At 46.3% G+C, this 18,867-nt stretch carries 17 protein-coding genes and 2 pseudogenes; 17 read left to right on the top strand and 2 right to left on the bottom strand.

Features of this window, described 5'->3' with window-relative positions; all coding sequences use genetic code 11:
- The first annotated feature begins 2 nt into the window (after positions 1-2).
- Together glmM and ACHBIE_RS07930 are read left to right on the top strand one after the other, a co-directional pair.
- Positions 3-1,355, top strand: a complete 1,353-nt coding sequence (gene glmM / locus ACHBIE_RS07935; protein WP_394733111.1) for a phosphoglucosamine mutase — start codon at positions 3-5, stop codon at positions 1,353-1,355.
- Between the two features lie 48 nt (positions 1,356-1,403).
- Positions 1,404-2,948 carry an ABC-F family ATP-binding cassette domain-containing protein gene (locus ACHBIE_RS07930; RefSeq protein ID WP_394733110.1) on the top strand — a complete coding sequence of 515 codons (1,545 nt, stop codon included), beginning with the start codon at positions 1,404-1,406 and terminating at the stop codon, positions 2,946-2,948.
- A gap of 134 nt (positions 2,949-3,082) precedes the next feature.
- Here the strand turns inward: ACHBIE_RS07930 and ACHBIE_RS07925 are convergent, their stop codons facing one another.
- Both ACHBIE_RS07925 and ACHBIE_RS07920 read right to left on the bottom strand, forming a co-directional pair.
- On the bottom strand, positions 3,083-3,250 hold the full coding sequence (locus ACHBIE_RS07925) for an LPXTG cell wall anchor domain-containing protein (protein ID WP_105122668.1): 168 nt from the start codon (positions 3,248-3,250) through the stop codon (positions 3,083-3,085).
- 14 nt (positions 3,251-3,264) lie between these two features.
- Positions 3,265-4,439: pseudogene (locus ACHBIE_RS07920) on the bottom strand (hypothetical protein); the annotation flags it as partial.
- A 160-nt stretch (positions 4,440-4,599) separates the two neighbouring features.
- Here ACHBIE_RS07920 and cls point away from each other — a divergent pair.
- The 15 genes and pseudogenes from cls to ACHBIE_RS07845 all read left to right on the top strand — a co-directional run.
- Positions 4,600-6,147 carry a cardiolipin synthase gene (gene cls, locus ACHBIE_RS07915; protein ID WP_394733109.1) on the top strand — a complete coding sequence of 516 codons (1,548 nt, stop codon included), beginning with the start codon at positions 4,600-4,602 and terminating at the stop codon, positions 6,145-6,147.
- A 77-nt stretch (positions 6,148-6,224) separates the two neighbouring features.
- A complete protein-coding gene (gene recJ, locus ACHBIE_RS07910) occupies positions 6,225-8,435 on the top strand; it encodes a single-stranded-DNA-specific exonuclease RecJ (RefSeq protein ID WP_105122669.1) in 2,211 nt (736 codons plus the stop codon).
- Positions 8,432-9,418: a DUF3114 domain-containing protein gene (locus tag ACHBIE_RS07905; RefSeq protein ID WP_105122670.1), complete on the top strand. Its 987-nt coding sequence runs from the start codon at positions 8,432-8,434 to the stop codon at positions 9,416-9,418. Before recJ ends, ACHBIE_RS07905 begins: the two co-directional genes overlap by 4 nt.
- A gap of 26 nt (positions 9,419-9,444) precedes the next feature.
- On the top strand, positions 9,445-9,957 hold the full coding sequence (locus tag ACHBIE_RS07900) for an adenine phosphoribosyltransferase (protein WP_105110758.1): 513 nt from the start codon (positions 9,445-9,447) through the stop codon (positions 9,955-9,957).
- A gap of 112 nt (positions 9,958-10,069) precedes the next feature.
- Positions 10,070-11,011, top strand: a complete 942-nt coding sequence (gene metA, locus ACHBIE_RS07895) for a homoserine O-succinyltransferase (protein ID WP_394733108.1) — start codon at positions 10,070-10,072, stop codon at positions 11,009-11,011.
- A 9-nt stretch (positions 11,012-11,020) separates the two neighbouring features.
- Positions 11,021-11,701: a DnaD domain protein gene (locus ACHBIE_RS07890; RefSeq protein WP_394733107.1), complete on the top strand. Its 681-nt coding sequence runs from the start codon at positions 11,021-11,023 to the stop codon at positions 11,699-11,701.
- Between the two features lies 1 nt (position 11,702).
- On the top strand, positions 11,703-12,386 hold the full coding sequence (locus tag ACHBIE_RS07885; protein ID WP_105122673.1) for a tRNA (adenine(22)-N(1))-methyltransferase TrmK: 684 nt from the start codon (positions 11,703-11,705) through the stop codon (positions 12,384-12,386).
- The gene (locus ACHBIE_RS07880; RefSeq protein ID WP_105122674.1) at positions 12,376-13,170 is read left to right on the top strand and encodes a Nif3-like dinuclear metal center hexameric protein; all 795 of its coding nucleotides are present in this window, start codon (positions 12,376-12,378) and stop codon (positions 13,168-13,170) included. The genes ACHBIE_RS07885 and ACHBIE_RS07880 overlap by 11 nt, the downstream gene beginning before the upstream one ends.
- A 205-nt stretch (positions 13,171-13,375) precedes the next feature.
- Positions 13,376-14,200: a ZIP family metal transporter gene (locus tag ACHBIE_RS07875; RefSeq protein WP_105122675.1), complete on the top strand. Its 825-nt coding sequence runs from the start codon at positions 13,376-13,378 to the stop codon at positions 14,198-14,200.
- Between the two features lie 92 nt (positions 14,201-14,292).
- A complete protein-coding gene (rfbA, locus tag ACHBIE_RS07870; protein WP_105122676.1) occupies positions 14,293-15,162 on the top strand; it encodes a glucose-1-phosphate thymidylyltransferase RfbA in 870 nt (289 codons plus the stop codon).
- Positions 15,162-15,755 carry a dTDP-4-dehydrorhamnose 3,5-epimerase family protein gene (locus ACHBIE_RS07865; protein WP_105122677.1) on the top strand — a complete coding sequence of 198 codons (594 nt, stop codon included), beginning with the start codon at positions 15,162-15,164 and terminating at the stop codon, positions 15,753-15,755. Before rfbA ends, ACHBIE_RS07865 begins: the two co-directional genes overlap by 1 nt.
- Positions 15,755-16,240 (top strand): phosphoribosylanthranilate isomerase, encoded by a 486-nt coding sequence (locus ACHBIE_RS07860; protein ID WP_105122678.1) that lies wholly within the window; start codon positions 15,755-15,757, stop codon positions 16,238-16,240. The genes ACHBIE_RS07865 and ACHBIE_RS07860 overlap by 1 nt, the downstream gene beginning before the upstream one ends.
- 197 nt (positions 16,241-16,437) lie before the next feature.
- Complete coding sequence (rfbB, locus tag ACHBIE_RS07855; protein WP_394733106.1) at positions 16,438-17,478, top strand: dTDP-glucose 4,6-dehydratase; 1,041 nt, start codon at positions 16,438-16,440, stop codon at positions 17,476-17,478.
- Positions 17,479-17,533: 55 nt separating this feature from the next.
- Positions 17,534-18,394 (top strand): dTDP-4-dehydrorhamnose reductase, encoded by an 861-nt coding sequence (gene rfbD, locus ACHBIE_RS07850; protein WP_394733105.1) that lies wholly within the window; start codon positions 17,534-17,536, stop codon positions 18,392-18,394.
- A 335-nt stretch (positions 18,395-18,729) separates the two neighbouring features.
- Positions 18,730-18,867: pseudogene (locus ACHBIE_RS07845) on the top strand (IS481 family transposase); the annotation flags it as partial.

Genomic DNA, 18,867 nt, shown 5'->3' with positions numbered 1-18,867 from the left:
AAATGGGTAAATATTTTGGTACGGACGGTGTCCGTGGTGAAGCAAACGTAGAATTGACGCCAGAATTGGCTTTCAAGTTGGGTCGTTTTGGTGGCTATGTTCTCAGTCAACACGAAACGGATACGCCACGTGTCTTTGTGGCGCGTGATACGCGTATTTCTGGACAGATGTTGGAGGCGGCTTTGGTTGCCGGCCTTCTCTCAGTCGGCATTCATGTATACAAGTTAGGCGTTTTGGCAACTCCAGGTGTGGCTTATTTGGTTCGGACGGAAAAAGCTAGCGCTGGTGTCATGATTTCTGCCAGCCACAACCCTGCTCAAGATAACGGAATTAAGTTCTTTGCGGGTGACGGTTTCAAATTGGACGATGCCTTGGAAGCTGAAATTGAAGCACTGTTGGACGCTTCAGAAGATACCCTCCCTCGCCCATCTGCCCAAGGCTTGGGTGATGTGGTGGATTATCCAGAAGGCTTGCGTAAATACCAGCAATTCCTGGTGTCAACAGGCTTGGAATTGGAAGGGATGAAAGTTGCTTTGGATACAGCCAATGGTGCAGCTGCAACCAGTGCCCGTCAAGTTTTTGCAGATCTGGGTGCTGAATTGACAGTTATGGCTGAACATCCAGACGGTTTGAATATCAACGAGGGAGTCGGTTCAACCCATCCTGAAAAATTGCAAGAATTGGTCAAGGAAACAGGAAGTCAGATTGGACTTGCCTTTGACGGAGACAGTGACCGCCTGATTGCCGTTGATGAAAATGGTGACTTGGTAGATGGCGACCGTATCATGTATATCGTCGGCAAGTACCTAGCAGACAAGGGACTTCTTGCTAAAAACACCATTGTCACAACCGTCATGTCTAACCTCGGTTTCCATAAGGCCTTGGACCGCGAGGGAATTGAAAAAGCCGTGACCGCAGTTGGTGACCGCTATGTCGTTGAAGAAATGCGGAAGTCTGGCTATAATGTCGGCGGTGAACAGTCTGGACACGTTGTCCTCATGGACTACAATACAACAGGCGACGGTCAGCTGACCGCTGTGCAATTGACCAAAATCATGAAAGAAACAGGTAAGAAATTGTCTGAATTGGCAGCAGAAGTCACTATTTATCCGCAAAAACTGGTCAATATCCGTGTGGAAAATAGTATGAAAGACAAGGCAATGGAAGTGCCAGCTATTGCAGCCATTATCGAAAAAATGGAAGCAGAAATGGCTGGAAACGGGCGTATCTTAGTCCGTCCAAGCGGGACCGAGCCACTCCTGCGTGTCATGGCAGAAGCACCGACCGACGCAGAGGTAGATTACTATGTCGATACCATCGCAGATGTGGTGCGTGCGGAAATCGGTTTGGATTAAGAAAAAGACAGAGACTGGAAGGATTTCCAGCCTCTTTTGTGAGGAAATATGAGTATTTTAGAAGTAAAGAATTTAAGTCATGGTTTTGGTGACCGTGCAATTTTTGAGAATGTTTCTTTCCGCTTGCTCAAGGGGGAGCATATCGGTCTGATTGGAGCAAATGGCGAGGGGAAATCGACCTTCATGTCCATTGTGACAGGCCAGTTACAGCCAGACGAGGGAAAAGTAGAATGGTCCCGCTATGTGACTGCAGGTTACTTGGATCAGCATGCTAAACTAGAAAAAGGCCAGTCTGTCCGTGATGTCTTGCGAACAGCCTTTGATGAACTGTTCAAAACGGAGGCTCGTATCAATGACATTTACATGTCCATGGCAGAAGAGGGAGCCGATATGGATGCCCTTATGGAAGAAGTTGGCGAACTGCAAGACCGTCTGGAAAGCCGTGATTTCTATACTCTTGATGCCAAAATTGACGACGTGGCACGGGCTCTGGGCGTTATGGATTATGGCATGGACAAGGATGTGACCGAGCTATCTGGTGGTCAACGGACCAAGATCCTCTTGGCTAAACTCCTTCTAGAAAAGCCAGATATCTTGCTCCTTGACGAGCCGACCAACTATCTGGATGCTGAACACATCGACTGGCTCAAACGTTACTTGCAGAACTATGAGAATGCCTTTGTCCTCATTTCCCATGATATTCCTTTCTTGAATGATGTGATTAACATTGTCTATCATGTGGAAAATCAACTCTTAACCCGTTATACAGGCGATTATTACCAATTCCAAGAAGTTCATGCAATGAAGCGGGCTCAGTTGGAGGCGGCTTACGAACGCCAGCAGAAAGAAATCGCTGATCTGCAGGACTTTGTTAATCGAAATAAGGCCCGCGTTGCGACACGAAACATGGCCATGTCCCGCCAGAAGAAATTGGACAAAATGGACATTATCGAGCTTCAAGCAGAGAAACCAAAGCCGTCCTTTGATTTCAAAATGGCTCGGACGCCAAGCCGCTTTATCTTCCAGACGACAGATTTGGAAATTGGTTATGACCGTGTCCTGACCCGCAAGCCGCTCAATCTGACCTTTGAACGCAACCAGAAGATTGCTATTGTCGGTGCCAACGGTATCGGGAAATCAACCTTGCTCAAGAGTTTGTTGGGGGTTATTCCAGCACTAAATGGTCAGGTGGAACGTGGAGAGTACCTGGAAATCGGATATTTCGAGCAAGAGGTTGCTGGTGGCAATCGTCAGACCCCGCTGGAAGCTGTTTGGGATGCCTTTCCAGCCCTCAATCAAGCAGAAGTGCGGGCAGCTTTGGCCCGTTGCGGTCTGACGTCCAAGCATATCGAAAGCCAAATTCAAGTTCTTTCAGGTGGTGAACAGGCCAAAGTTCGTTTCTGTTTGCTCATGAACCGTGAAAACAATGTCTTGGTTCTTGACGAGCCAACCAACCACTTGGATGTGGATGCCAAGGACGAACTCAAACGCGCCCTTCAAGCCTACAAGGGCTCTATCCTCATGGTCTGCCACGAGCCTGATTTCTATGAAGGATGGGTAGATGATGTCTGGGATTTTAATGAATTGACATAAATAAAAGCAGCCTTGTCCCTTAGCAGTAGACAAGACTGCATATATAGGCACTTCAATCTTAGAACTTGTATTCACAGCTTCTAAAATTGGGGGTCTATTTTTTTATTGTCTCCAGGTGAAAATCGGTGACCAACTTAGTGTTGCTTTTTCCAATAGAAACTAGCCACTAATATGACGCTACCCAGTGCTGTAGCGAAATAGTTGAACTCTGATCCTGTTTTCGGCAAGCTAGTTTCTTCGTTTTCATGTTGACTAGAAGATTCCTTGCTTTCAGCTTTATCAAAACGAATAGTCACAGGCATAGGTAGAGAGGATGAGCGGGCGCATCATCGGCTTGGTCTGGACTAGTTGGTTTTGGCTGAGGAACTAGAATTTCTACTGGAGGTAGGTCTTCAAGAGTTGCCAATTGGCTACCGAAGAGGCCATTTGACACCCAGCGGAAGAAATGAACAGGGTGAACCTTGTTGGTTGGATTCCTGCATAGATAAAGATAGATTGGTCTTGATACATGCCAGCTATAGCGACAGTCTTGCTAGCCAGTCCCTCATGACCAGGCCACCAGCCAGCGATATAATAATCCTGGTCAGCAATTTTAACCAGGGTTCGGAAGCCTTCTGGGATACCCTCAATCCAGTTACCAGAATTGGAATAGAAGAGGTCGTTCATGGCATATCCGCTTGTCAGAGGGTCACTATCGTCAACGACTGTCTTCATTAGTCCTTCAAAGTCATAACCACCATCAAACATTTCTGCATTAAAGCCTTCTATAATACCTAATTCTTCCAGTTTCTGCACAGCCGCACCACCGACAACAATGACTGGTTTCTGCCCAAACATGCTGGCATCAAATTGTTCGGATTCCAGGATGATTGCATCAGCTTCATCAGGAGTTTCAACGGTTTCAAATCCCCTGCGTTCCACTACCAAGGCGGTGTTGGCGCGGATGGCAAAATCTCCAGCCCATCTATAGCTGTGTGAAGGAGCGTAGACCTTAATAGCTTTCAATTCTGTGCCTACAGGTTGCTTGTAGAGGTGTTCAGCATACATAGCTCCCCATTTGGACTCATCTTAACCAGTGTAGAGGACGTGGTTGGCAAATCCACGCTTGGCTTGTGCCATATCTACCACCAAGTCGCCCTTGTTAAATGGACCGGCATTCTCTGTCAGCTCGGTGACAAGGACGCCGTTGCGCTTGAAGTAGTCAATCATTTTAAAGGCTTCTTCCATGTCATTATTCTATTCCAGAGACATTGGGATGTCATAATAGTCAGGGAAGAATTTTGGTTGATCATTCTTAATACGACCTACGACTTCTCCGTCTGGTCCGACCAGTTCTGCCACAGCCTTTGGATCTTCTACCTTATTCACACCGCGTGAATAGAAGGTGAGGCGCATGTTTATCAAATTATCAGGCTTGCTGGCCATGTGGTTGATGCCCCTGAGGACAGCATAGAATCCGACTTTAAAGGATTCTTGGTTGGTTTCTGGAATTTCGATGGTATGTCCAAGAATACTTCGGTAGCTTGTAGTCAAAGTTTCTTTTAACTTGGCCAACATCTGGTCAGGCTGGGTAAGTCAGTCCTTCTTTTCCCTTCGTATTTTCAATCTAGGGGATTTGTGATATACTGGTATAAAGATTTAGGAGACGACTATGGAAAAACTGTGGAAGATTATTTATTCGAGGACTTTTATTGTCATTAGCCTGCTTGCTCTGACGGTCTTTCTGATTTTTTGGTTTGTGGTTGAGGCGACCAATTATATGCCGGCATTTTGGTCCATTATGCAGATTTTTTCTGTTCTGGTGGCCATTTCCATTATCAATCGTCCAATGAATACTAGTTTTAAGCTGACCTGGATTATATTTGTCAGTGGCATTCCCATTTTTGGAGCCCTCTTTTATTTCATTCTCCAATCCAATATTGAAACGAAGCGTTATCGGAAGAATTTCTATAAACAGGCTGAGCGCTTGCGCGAATTCTCCAGCACTTCTGACAAGGTCATGAAGGCACTGGCCAAGGAGGATAAGGAGCAGCTCAAGCTAGCCAACTATATGAGTGGCCATGTCGGTTATGCCCTGCATACTAATACGGATGCGGTGTATTTTTCCAGTGGAGAGGCCAAGTTTGAAGCTCTTTTGGAGGAATTGAAAAAGGCAGAAAACTACATTTTTATGGAATACTTCATTGTGGACCAGGGCTATATGTGGGACTCTATTCTGGCTGTTTTGAAGGAAAAAGCAGAGCAGGGAGTGGAAGTGCGCTTTATGTACGACGGGACCAATTCTCTGACCAATCTGCCCTATTCCTACTATAAGCAGCTGCGGACCTTTGGAATCAAGGCCAAGGTATTCTCACAGATTATCCCGGCCCTTTCCACTATTCAAAACAACCGCGACCACCGCAAAATTGCCATCATTGACGGAGCAGTCGCCTTTACAGGTGGGGTTAATATTGCGGACGAATATATCAATAAAATCGTTCGGTTTGGCTACTGGAAGGATGCTGCTATCATGATTAGGGGGGAGGCGGTTGCCAACTTTACCCTCATGTTCCTGCAGATGTGGAACTATGACGAAAAAGGGGAGACTGAGGACCTCAAGTACCTCAAATCCCACAAGGACTTGGAGACAGAGACCATTGATGGCGAAGGTTTCTTCCTGCCCTACGGAGAAAATCCCTTTGATGGAGATGAGGTGGCCAAACGTGTCTATCTGGACATGATTCAGTCTGCGACAGATTACATTTACATCATGACGCCCTACCTGGTCTTGGATGACGAGATGATTGACAATCTAACCTACGCGGCCAAACGCGGCGTCAAGGTCAAGTTACTCCTGCCTCATATCTATGATAAAAAATCAGCCATGTTGGCTGCTCGGACAGATTTTCCGACCTACCTAGAATCAGGCATCGAAATTTACGAATACCAGCCAGGTTTTGTCCATTCCAAGGTGGTCCTTGTGGATGACAAAAAGGCAACGGTGGGGACGGTCAACATGGATTTCCGTTCTTTCTATCTAAACTTCGAGTGTGGTCTTTATATCTACAACCATTCAGGTGTTCTAGCAGCAATCAAGGAAGACTTTGACCAGTCCTTCAAGAAATCCCAGCAAATCAAGCTCCTGCCCTTTATCAAAACCTATTCGTGGAACAAACGACTGGCCGGAGCCATTATGCGCATTATTGCCCCCTTATTATAGAAAACGACAGATTTTCCCTGTCGTTTTTTCCTTTGAACATGGTATAATGGAAAGATAGATGCTAAGGAGAAAAAAGTGTGATTAAACCACAATATGACTGGCAATTGATGCCCAGTTTTTCTGATGAAACATTTGTCAAATTGGCAAAGAAAGAAGGGTTGGACCCTATCGCAGCCAAGCTCCTCTACGAGCGGGGCATCCAGACAGCGGAGGATTTGCAGAAATTTTTGCAGCCCAGCCTTGAAGACCTGCATGATCCTTATCTACTGCATGACATGGACAAGGCCGTTGAGCGGATTCGTCGGGCCATTGAGGACTACGAGCAGATTCTGATCTATGGTGATTACGATGCGGACGGCATGACATCAGCTTCGATTTTGAAGGAGACCTTGGAGGAGCTAGGGGCGGAGGTCCAGGTCTACCTGCCCAACCGCTTTACCGATGGCTACGGCCCCAACCAGTCTGTCTACAAGTATTTCATTGAGCAGCAGGGGATTTCTCTCATTGTTACGGTTGACAATGGCGTAGCGGGTCATGAAGCTATTGCCTATGCCCAAGAGATGGGTGTTGATGTGATTGTGACGGACCACCATTCCCTTCAGGCGACTTTACCGGCTGCTTATGCCATTGTTCATCCAGAGCATCCCGAAGGCAACTATCCCTTTAAGCACCTGGCTGGCTGTGGCGTCGCCTTCAAATTGGCATGCGCACTTTTGGAGACGGTTCATGCAGACCTATTGGACCTAGTCGCAATTGGAACCATAGCCGATATGGTCAGCCTGACCGATGAAAATAGGGTTATGGTCAAATACGGCCTTTCTCTGCTCAAACAAACTGAGCGGGCTGGCCTACAAGAATTGATGAAGATTGCTGGGATTGAGCTCGATGGCCTTGATGAAGAAACGGTCGGTTTTCAAATTGCCCCCCGCCTCAATGCCCTGGGCCGCCTGGATGACCCCAATCCAGCCCTTGAACTCTTGACTGGCTTTGACGATGAAGAGGCCCATGAAATTGCCCTCATGATTGATGCTAAAAATGTGGAACGCAAGGATATTGTCCAGGCTATTTACGATGAGGCCAAGACCATGCTAGATACCAGTCGGCCTGTACAGGTTCTAGCCAAGGAAGGCTGGAATCCTGGTGTGCTGGGGATCGTTGCAGGCCGTCTCTTGGAAGAGCTGGGCCAGCTGGTCATTGTCCTGTCCATTGAGGAAGGGCGGGCCAAGGGCTCTGCCCGGTCACCGGAGGCTGTTGATATTTTCCAAGCCCTCAAGGACCACCAGGACCTCTTTATCGCCTTTGGCGGTCACGCTGGAGCTGCTGGCATGACGCTGGAAGTGGATAAATTAGACCAGCTGGCGGACACTTTAGCGACCTTTATCGAAGAGAATAAACTGGACTTGTCTCAGAAATCTGCACTGGTTATTGATGAGGAGCTTGACCTAGAGGAATTGACCCTGGATACTTTAAAATCCTTTGACAAGCTAGCTCCCTACGGCATGGACAACAAAAAACCTGTCTTTTATGTCAAGGATTTTCAGGTTGAGTCTGCCCGGACTATGGGGCAAAACAATGCCCACCTCAAGCTCCGGATTAGTAAGGGAGCAGCCGGATTTGACGTCGTTGCCTTTGGCAAGGGCAATCTGGCTCTGGAATTTTCTCAGGCCAAGGATCTGGAGCTGGCTGTGACCCTTTCTGTCAACAGATGGAATGGCAATACCAGCCTGCAGCTCATGCTGGTGGACGCGCGTGTGGACGGTGTTCAGCTCTATAACATTCGCAGTAAACAGCATCCGATTCCTGCTGGCATTCCTCTGGTGGACATGGCAGAGCAGACGAGTTCGCCTGTCATTGCTCTAGCTAGTTTGCCAGAGGATTTAGAAAGTCTGCGCAGCTATTTCCAAGAACATCAATTCGAGGCTATCTACTTCAAAAATGAGATAGCTAAGCCCTATTATTTGGATGGATACGGGAGTAGGGAGCAATTTGCCAAGCTCTATAAGACCATTTACCAGTTTGATGAGTTTGATGTGCGTTATAAACTCAAGGATTTGGCTGCTTATCTGAAAATTAAGGACAGCTTGCTGGTCAAGATGATTCAGATTTTCCAGGAATTGGAGTTTGTCACCATTTCAGATGGGGTGATGAGGGTTAATAAGGATGCCCAGAAGCGGGAGATTTCGGACAGTCAGATTTACCAAGACCTGAAGAAAACGGTCGTCCAGCAGGAGCTTTTTGCCCTGGGAACGGTCCAAGAAATATATGATTGGCTGTGTAGTTCATCATGATCTGGCAGGTCTTATTATTGGCAGTCCTTATCTGTCTGCCCTTCTTACCCTGGCGTAAGTGTCGGACCTGTAGCATTCCTCTTCAAGCTAAGAGACTAGACCAGTTGACCTTTGCCAGCCTAGCCTGTGCGGAGACTTTGAAGGAAATGAGAAGAAACTTGGACCAGGCAAGCTCTGCTCAGTTGGTGGACCAGATTATTGCCAGTCTTGAATTTCCAGAGGAATTGGAGCAGAAGCACCTGACCTGGTTAATGGGACAGATGGACCAAAATCTGCCTCCACATCATGCCTTTTGGAGGGAGTTTGCTCGGCTAGTTGACTTAGCTTACCCTGATGAGAGCCTACCTAAGCAGGTTCACCAGCTCCGTTACTTGATTTCCTACCAGCAGGCGGCTTGGGTCCGCAGGCACTACGGGCAGGGGAAATCAGACTGGCAGGCCTTGACTAGCTATCTGTCTACTTTGCCACGCCGGAGTTACCAGCTGCGGCAATCTGCCCGCCTCCACAACAAGCAACTCTTTCGCAGAGAAAAATTAACACAGAGCCTGCCCCTCAACATCAAGATCCTCATCCATTTTCACAGCGAGTTTATTTTGGATGAAAAGGGGAACTTTGCCTTGATTTTGGATGAGACTCCGACCTTAAATGGTCAGGTCAACGGTGCCTCCTTTAACTATGCCAGGGCCAATAATCTCAGGCACTACCAGCTGGACATGAAACCGGTTGGTCCCCACGACCCTGTCTACCGTAAGAAAATCCTCCGTTCCAAGGCAGGGGCTTATCTGTCTCCGGCTAGAATTTACTGGTTCCAACTGCGCAAGTCCAAGGCGGGTTGGAACCATTCCTATTTCAACCGGCAGGGAATATTTTCCTCAGGTGGAAATAGCAGAGCAGCCCAGGTAGCTAAACTGCGAAAGGAATTTTCCAGAGACATAGGATTTAGATTATGCCAAAAGATAAAATCATGGTATAATAAAGAGTAAAATTATTTTTAAAAAGTGAGAAAAATATGAACTTAAAAGATTACATCGCAACTATTCCTGACTATCCAAAAGAGGGTATCGAATTCCGTGATATTAGCCCCTTGATGGCTGATGGAAATGCCTACAGCTATGCTGTTCGTGAGATTGTGCAGTATGCTGTTAGCAAGGATATTGATATGATTGTTGGTCCTGAGGCGCGTGGATTTATCGTAGGGTGTCCTGTTGCTTTTGAACTGGGTATCGGATTTGCACCAGTTCGTAAGCCAGGGAAATTGCCACGCGAAGTGATTTCGGCTGACTATGAAAAAGAATACGGTGTGGATACCTTGACTATGCACGCAGATGCTATCAAACCTGGTCAACGTGTCCTGATTGTAGACGACCTGTTGGCTACTGGTGGTACGGTCAAAGCAACAATCGAAATGATTGAAAAATTGGGTGGAATTGTTGCTGGATGTGCCTTCTTGATTGAGTTAGATGACCTCAAAGGCCGAGAAGCTATCGGCGACTACGACTACAAGGTTTTGATGCATTATTAAGATTATCTATCAAGGATATAGTTATAATCTATAACTGGTACTAATTTTAAGCTATTTGATTTGTCTGGACACCTGCTTTATAATAGATAATAAGATAATTAGGAGGTTGCCCATGCCAATCAAGATTGAAAAATCCTTACCAGCAGTAGATATTTTGAGACAAGAGAATATCTTTGTCATGGATAGCGACCGAGCTAGCCATCAGGACATCCGTCCGATAAAGATTTTAATTCTTAATCTTATGCCCCAAAAAATTGTGACGGAGACCCAGTTGCTCCGTCTTTTGGCCAATACGCCCCTGCAGCTTGAAGTGGAATTTCTGCATATGGTCAGTCATGAATCCAAGAATATTCACGCTGACCACTTGGACCAATTTTACAAGACCTTTGAGGAGGTCAAGGATAGCTACTTTGACGGGCTCATCGTCACTGGTGCTCCAGTGGAAAATTTACAATTTGAGGAAGTGGACTATTGGCAGGAACTGGTCCAGGTTTTCGACTGGTCCAAGACAAATGTCTACTCAACCTTGCATATTTGTTGGGGGGCACAGGCTGGACTGTACGCCCGCTACGGTGTCGAAAAATACCAGATGGATCGCAAATTGTCCGGCGTCTATTGCCAAGAAGTAGTAGGGGCAAACAATCCCCTCATGCGTGGATTTGATGATGAGTTTCGCTCACCTCATTCCCGCTATACTGAGGTCAAGGCGGAAAATATTGCTCATTTAGGACAGCTGGAAATTCTATCCCAAGGAGCAGATGTCGGCCTGTCTATTCTAGCCAGCAAGGACTTGCGCGAAGTCTATAGTTTTGGTCATTTGGAGTACGACCGTGACACTCTGGCTAAGGAATATGAGCGAGATTGCCTGGCTGGGAAAAATCCCCATGTGCCAGAGAATTATTTCAAAAACGATGATCCGACCACCAGACCAGCTCTGTCTTGGAATTTGCCAGCAGCACAATTCTTTACAAACTGGGTCAACTATGCGGTCTATCAAGAAACACCTTACGACTGGAATCACGCAGAATTATCAGCTCTTTCAGCGAGTTTATAAAGAGGAAGTATGAATTATTCACAGCAATTTCAGCAGGGCCACTTGGTCCTGCCTTCTGCCTTACTATTTCATTTTAAGGATGTATTTCCCTCATCACAGACTTTTTTGGTTTGGCAGTTTTTCTATTTTCAAAATACCAGTAAAGTAGAAACCCTTGCCCCAAGTGACATCGCTCAGGCCATTGGAGCTACGGTGGCCGAGGTGAATCGGGCCATTGAACAGCTGCAGGATTCAGGCTTGCTGGAGATGAAAACCATTATCTTAGATGGTGAGATTGAGATGATTTTTGATGCAGCCCCAGCCCTAGAAAAGCTGGATGGTTTGTTTGCTGCGCCTAAGGAATCTGCTGTGGAGATTCTTGCTCCTGCTAATGATTTGAAGACCATTGTGGGAGATTTTGAGCGAGAACTTGGCCGTCTCCTGTCGCCTTTTGAGATTGAGGATTTGCAGAAGACGATTGAAGAGGACAAGACCTCCGTTGAGCTCATTCGAGCAGCCCTCAAAGAGGCCGTATTCAACAATAAGACCAACTGGAAATATATTCAAGCTATTCTGCGCAACTGGCGTCGGGAGGGCATTACCACCGTCGCTCAAGTAGAGGCAAAAAATGCAGAAAGAGATTTGTCATCGCCCAAGAATGTCACTGTATCCAGCGATTTTCTGGCGGCCATGGATCTCTGGAAAGAGTAAAATGGAAACAAAATTATCAAAACGGCTGGAAACAGTCGCATCTTTCGTGCCAACCGGAGCACGCTTAGTCGATGTAGGGAGTGACCATGCTTATCTCCCTCTTTTTTTGGTGGAGCAGGGTAGGATTGACTTCGCCGTGGCAGGTGAAGTGGTCCAGGGCCCCTATCAGTCTGCCCTTCAAAACGTCGAGCAGGCGGGACAGACGGACAGGATTTTGGTTCGTTTGGCCAATGGGCTGGCGGCCGTAGAAGCTGTTGACCAGATTACTGCTGTGACTATCGCAGGCATGGGCGGTAGGCTCATCGCCGACATCTTGGAGGCCGGTCAGGATAAGTTAGCAGGCGTTGAGCGCTTGATTCTCCAGCCAAATAACCGAGAGGACGATGTGCGGCGCTGGCTCCAGGAAAGTGGATATCGTCTGATTGCCGAGGAAATCCTGGAAGAAAATGACAAACTCTATGAAATCCTAGTAGCGGAGCCAGGAAAGATGAGCTTGTCTGCAACAGAAGAGCGATTTGGACCTTATTTATTGGAGCAGCAGTCTGCTGTCTTTGTTAATAAATGGTTGAAGGAGCTGGATAAGCTCACTTATGCCCTGGAACAAGTGCCCCTTGAAAGACAGGATGACCGCTCTGCTATTTCCCAAAAAATCAACCACATCAAGGAGGTTTTGCATGTTAGCTAGTCAACTCATCGCGCGTTATCAAGCCTTTTGTCCGCCCCATCTAGCCATGGAAGGGGATGTCAGCGGTCTGCAAATCGGGACGCTGAAAAAGGAAATCAAGCGGGTTATGGTGGCCTTGGATATTCGTGAAACGACAGTGGTAGAGGCCATTGACAAGCAGGTGGATTTGATTATTGTCAAGCATGCCCCTATTTTCCGTCCGATTAAGGATTTGGTGGCGGATAAGCTGGAAAATCAGATTTATCTGAATTTGATTAAGCACGATATTTCGGTCTATGTCAGCCACACGGACATTGATGTGGTCGAGGGTGGTCTGAACGACTGGTTCTGTGAACTCTTGGGGATAGAGGAGACAACCGTTCTTCATGAGACTATTGAAGGTCACGGGATTGGTCGTGTGGGCACCATAGCAGAGCAGACCTTGGAGGAGCTGGCAGTGAAGGTTAAGTCCGTCTTTGGTCTGGATGCGGTTCGCCTGGTTACCTATGGTCATCAAGCCCAGCAATATGTTAGTCGAGTGGCTATTTGTGGCGGTAGTGGCGGTTCATTCTATCAGGATGCGATTGCGAAGGATGCGGATGTCTATATCACTGGTGATATTTACTATCATACTGGTCAGGACATGCTGACCCAGGGCCTCTTGGCCATTGACCCAGGTCATCACATTGAGGTGCTCTTTATTAAGAAAATCGCTGATTTGCTAGAGAACTGGAAGGCTGAAAACGGCTGGGATGTGGAAATCTTGCCTTCAACCGTGTCGACCAATCCCTTTCGACATTTGTAAAAATTATGCTTGGCACCCTAGTGGTGCTTTTTTTAACCAAAATAGAAAGATACCAGTGAGCAAGGGTCAGGTTGAAGGCAGTGGCAACAACCTTTGCTCTATTTTCGGTTCCAAAACTTATCCAAACTATCTGAGCTTGCAATTCTTCTGAATTTGGGTTATGCTAGAGGAACTTAAGATATTGATTTAGAAAGTTGGTTCTTCTATGACCTGGTTTATGGAACAATCAGTTGTTGTACAGGCCTTGTTGGGAGGGCTCTTTACCTGGTCCTGTACTATTTTAGGGTCAGCGGTTGTTTTTTTCTTTAAAACGATTAGTCGGAGGCTCTTGGATACCATGTTGGGCTTTGCGGCTGGAGTGATGATTGCGGCCTCGTTTTGGTCTCTCTTGGCTCCTTCGATTAGCTATGCGGAGGAGACCTATGGTGCCTGGGCTTGGGTGCCTGCAGCTCTTGGTTTTGCTTTTGGAGGCATCTTTTTACGCTTGGTCGATGCTCTGGTGCCACATTTGCACCTGGGGCACGACAAATCTCAGGCCGAAGGTGGGGGTGAGGAGGACAGGAAAAATCTGTCTAAAACAGCTCTGCTATTTTTGGCCATAACTATCCACAATATTCCTGAAGGGTTGGCGGTCGGGGTAACCTTTGGTGCTCTGGCGTCGAACTTTAGTCCTGCTGCCCTTGCAGGTGCTATTGGGTTAGCAGTCGGTATCGGTCTGCAAAATATTCCTGAGGGAGCAGCCCTGGCCATCCCTATTCGGACAGACGGCGCGACTCGAAGTAAGGCCTTTTTCTGGGGGTCCATGTCGGCCATTGTTGAGCCTATTGCTGCTGTGATTGGGGCAGTGGCGGTGACCTACATGACACCGATTTTACCCTATGCCCTATCTTTTGCGGCCGGTGCTATGATTTTCGTCGTGGTCGAGGAGCTCATTCCGGAGTCCCAGACCAATGGAAATACGGATATTGCAACGCTGGGCCTCATGGCTGGTTTCATCATCATGATGATTCTGGACGTGGCTCTTGGATAAACTTGAAAGTCTCTTCGGGGGCTTTTTCCTTATGACAAAAACGCTGAAAATATGGTATAATGGACTGGTATTATACGCAGGAAGGTAAGACTATGAAAGGTATTATTTTAGCCGGTGGTTCAGGCACTCGCCTCTATCCGCTGACGCGTGCAGCTTCCAAACAGCTCATGCCCATTTACGACAAACCCATGATTTACTATCCGTTGTCAACCCTGATGTTGGCTGGGATTAAGGAGATTTTAGTCATTTCCACGCCGCAGGATCTTCCACGCTTCAAGGATATGTTGGGTGACGGTTCTGAGCTGGGTATTTCTTTGGAATATGCAGAGCAGCCAAGTCCAGATGGACTTGCGCAAGCCTTTATCATCGGTGAAGAATTTATCGGTGATGACCATGTAGCCCTTATCTTAGGGGATAACATTTACCATGGAAATGGCCTGACCAAGATGCTCCAACGGGCAGCCAGCAAGGAAAAAGGTGCGACAGTCTTTGGATATCAAGTCAAGGATCCAGAACGTTTTGGTGTCGTTGAGTTTGATGAAAACATGAACGCTATTTCCATTGAAGAAAAACCAGAGGTTCCCAAATCAAACTTTGCGGTTACTGGACTCTACTTCTATGACAATGATGTTGTGGAAATCGCGAAAAATATTAAACCATCACCTCGTGGCGAGTTGGAAATCACAGATGTCAATAAGGCTTATCTGGAACGTGGCGACTTGTCAGTAGAGCTTATGGGACGCGGATTTGCCTGGTTGGATACAGGTACACACGAGAGCCTTTTGGAAGCGGCTCAGTACATCGAAACGGTTCAGCGCTTGCAAAACGTTCAAGTCGCGAACTTGGAAGAAATTGCTTACCGCATGGGCTACATTACAAAAGAACAAGTGCATGAATTGGCACAACCGCTTAAGAAAAATGAATACGGACAATACTTGCTCCGTTTGATTGGAGAGGCTTAATGACAGAAAACTTTTTCGGTAAAGAGCTTGCGGCTCGTCCAGTTGATGCTATTCCTGGTATGCTGGAGTTTGACATTCCAGTGCACGGAGATAACCGTGGCTGGTTCAAGGAAAATTTTCAGAAGGAAAAAATGTTGCCACTTGGTTTCCCAGAAAGTTTCTTTGCAGAAGGAAAATTGCAGAATAATGTTTCCTTCTCTCGTAAAAACGTTCTTCGTGGTCTTCACGCAGAGCCTTGGGATAAATACATTTCAGTAGCAGACGGCGGTAAGGTTTTGGGAACTTGGGTGGATCTTCGTGAAGGAGAGACCTTCGGTAATACCTACCAAACCGTTATCGATGCTTCAAAAGGTATCTTCGTTCCGCGCGGAGTAGCCAATGGTTTCCAAGTCTTGTCAGACTTCGTGGCCTACAGCTACTTGGTTAATGACTATTGGGCATTGGAACTCAAGCCTAAGTACGCTTTTGTCAACTACGCAGACCCTAGTCTCGACATTAAATGGGAAAACCTAAAAGAAGCAGAAGTTTCAGAAGCAGATGAAAACCATCCATTCCTCAAGGATGTCAAGCCTTTGAGAAAAGAGGACCTCTAATGTTTCAAGCCTTTTTGGAAATAGCAGAGCAGTTAAACAAGTTAGGAATCACTCCCTTGTTAATGGGCTCAGTTGGTTTGGAAAGGCGCACAGGGAGGGACTGGCAGGCAGGAGATTTGGACATCCATGTTCCAAGTGATCCGCGTGGCTGGGAAGCCCCAGACGACGAAAGGATTTATCAGGCGGATGCCTTGATTGCTATGATGAACCAACTAGGTTACGTCCTTGTTGACCGTCATGAACATGAATTTCATAAAGACGGCTTATCTGTTGAATTCGGAGGCCTACATTCACTGCCTGAATTTGCTGGTGTAGAGCTAGAAGATTTGGAAGAACTAGAAACAGCAGGTGTTCGCTATTACCTACCGACACTTGAACAATACCTGAAAATCTACCAAGCCTCTTCAAAAGATTCCTACCGTGCAGAAAACAACAATCAAAAAGACTTTGCTAAGATTGCTTACTTAAAAGAAATCTTGAAGTAAAATAAGCGAGCAAAGCGAGCCTATAAAGGGGAGTTGCTGCTGTAGCGATAGTACCCGAACTGCTTTGGAAGTTCGGGTACAGGGGATTTTCGAGACTTTTGGCTCGAAAATAAGCAATGAAACGCCTAAGGCGGTTGCTTGCGCCCCACGCTACCTTAAGCAGCTCAAAAAAATAAAAAACATTTTCGGAGAAAAAAATGTATAAAAATATCATCGTTACAGGTGGAGCTGGTTTCATCGGCTCAAACTTTGTGCACTACGTTTACAATAACCATCCAGACGTCCATGTGACTGTCTTGGATAAATTGACTTATGCTGGAAACAAGGCCAACTTGGAAGCTATTCTTGGTGACCGTGTGGAGCTGGTTGTTGGCGACATTGCAGATGCTGAATTGGTTGACAAATTGGCTGCTAAGGCAGATGCAATCGTTCACTATGCGGCAGAAAGCCACAACGACAACTCCCTCAACGATCCAAGCCCATTCATCCATACAAATTTTATCGGTACTTACACTTTGCTTGAAGCGGCTCGTAAATACGACATCCGTTTCCATCATGTATCAACAGATGAAGTTTACGGCGATCTTCCTTTGCGTGAAGACTTGCCAGGTCATGGTGAAGGTCCAGGTGAGAAATTTACTGCAGAAACCAACTACAACCCATCATCACCTTATTCATCAACTAAGGCTGCTTCAGACTTGATTGTCAAAGCATGGGTTCGTTCTTTTGGTGTCAAAGCGACCATTTCCAACTGTTCAAACAACTACGGTCCTTACCAGCATATTGAGAAATTCATTCCGCGCCAGATCACCAATATCTTGGCAGGTATCAAGCCAAAACTCTACGGTGAAGGTAAGAATGTTCGCGACTGGATCCACACCAATGATCATTCAACAGGTGTCTGGGCGATTTTGACAAAAGGTCGCATGGGCGAAACTTACTTGATTGGTGCCGATGGTGAGAAGAACAATAAGGAAGTTCTTGAATTGATTCTTGAAAAAATGAGTCAACCCAAAGATGCTTACGACCACGTGACTGACCGTGCAGGACATGATTTGCGCTATGCTATTGACGCAAGCAAACTTCGTGACGAGCTTGGCTGGACACCGCAATTTACAGACTTCTCTCAAGGTTTGGAAGAAACAATCCAGTGGTACACAGATAACCAAGACTGGTGGAAGGCTGAAAAAGAAGCTGTTGAAGCCAACTACGCAAAAACGCAAGAAGTTATTAAGTAAAAAAAACAGAAGGCTGGGGCAATTGCCCAAGCCTTTCTTGAAATAAGGAGCAAACATGATTTTAATTACAGGTGCAAATGGTCAGTTGGGTACAGAATTGCGTTATCTCTTGGATGAGCGTGGTGTCGAGTATGTTGCCGCTGACGTAGCAGAAATGGACATCACGGATGCAGACAAGGTAGATGCCTTCTTTGCAGAGGTGAAGCCTAGCGTTGTTTACCACTGTGCAGCCTACACAGCTGTTGATATGGCAGAAGATGAGGGCAAGGAACTCAACTACAAGATTAACGTAACGGGCTCTGAGAATGTTGCCAAGGCTGCAGCCAAATACGGTGCAACCCTTGTCTATATCTCAACAGACTATGTCTTCAATGGGGAGTTGCCAGTCGGTCAAGAGTGGCAAGTAGATGACCAACCCGATCCTCAGTCAGAATACGGCCGTACCAAGCGTTTGGGTGAAGAGGCCGTTGAGAAATACGCAGATAAGTTCTACACTATTCGCACGGCTTGGGTATTTGGAAATTACGGTAAGAACTTTGTCTTTACCATGCAAAACCTTGCACAGACCCGCGATACTTTGACAGTTGTCAATGACCAGCATGGTCGTCCAACTTGGACACGGACCTTGGCAGAATTTATGGTACATTTGGTGGAAACCAAGCAAGCATTTGGTTATTACCATTTGTCCAATGATGCGACAGAGGATACAACTTGGTTTGATTTTGCGACGGAAATCCTCAAAGATACTGATACAAAAGTCTTGCCAGTAGATTCTAGCCAATTCCCAGCCAAGGCAAAACGTCCTTTCAACTCGACTATGAGCTTGGACAAGGCGAAAGCGACTGGCTTTGTCATCCCGACATGGCAAGAGGCCTTGCAGGCGTTTTATGAGCAGGAAAAAATGGGTGATAAGTAGCTAGGATTATATAATATAGGTCACGAAACCTCTACATATCCCAGGAAATATTTCTTAGCATTCATATAATTTCCCAGGTATTTTACTTAAAAAATCAAGTTCATTGGTTTATAATAAAAATATTAAAGGAGTTAGCGCTAACTAACTCCTGCGTAAATCCGTTTAAGACTGAACAGCTCCCTGTCAAGTGGACAATGAAATAATAAAAGATTAGGCGACGGCCTTGTTCCTCATTTCAAGAGGGGCAAGGCCGTTGTTGCGCTCTTGAAAGCGTTGATGATTGTAAAAATAGATGTTCTCTTTTTTTGATAAGTATGTCGTATACACGTTCATCACAAGTTCAACTGCTAGATGTACTCTGTTAAAAGCTTGGCATTGAGCACAGAATCATTCGATCTCAGAATCCGAAACATAATGGCAATGCTGAAAGCAGACATCGAAATGACAAACGCCGCTTCTATCAGCATGTAACC

This window comes from Streptococcus sp. A23 (assembly GCF_043674155.1).
Lineage (GTDB): Bacteria > Bacillota > Bacilli > Lactobacillales > Streptococcaceae > Streptococcus > Streptococcus suis_V.
Note: the sequence above shows the minus strand (reverse complement) of the source record. Positions and strands in the feature narration are given on the sequence as shown.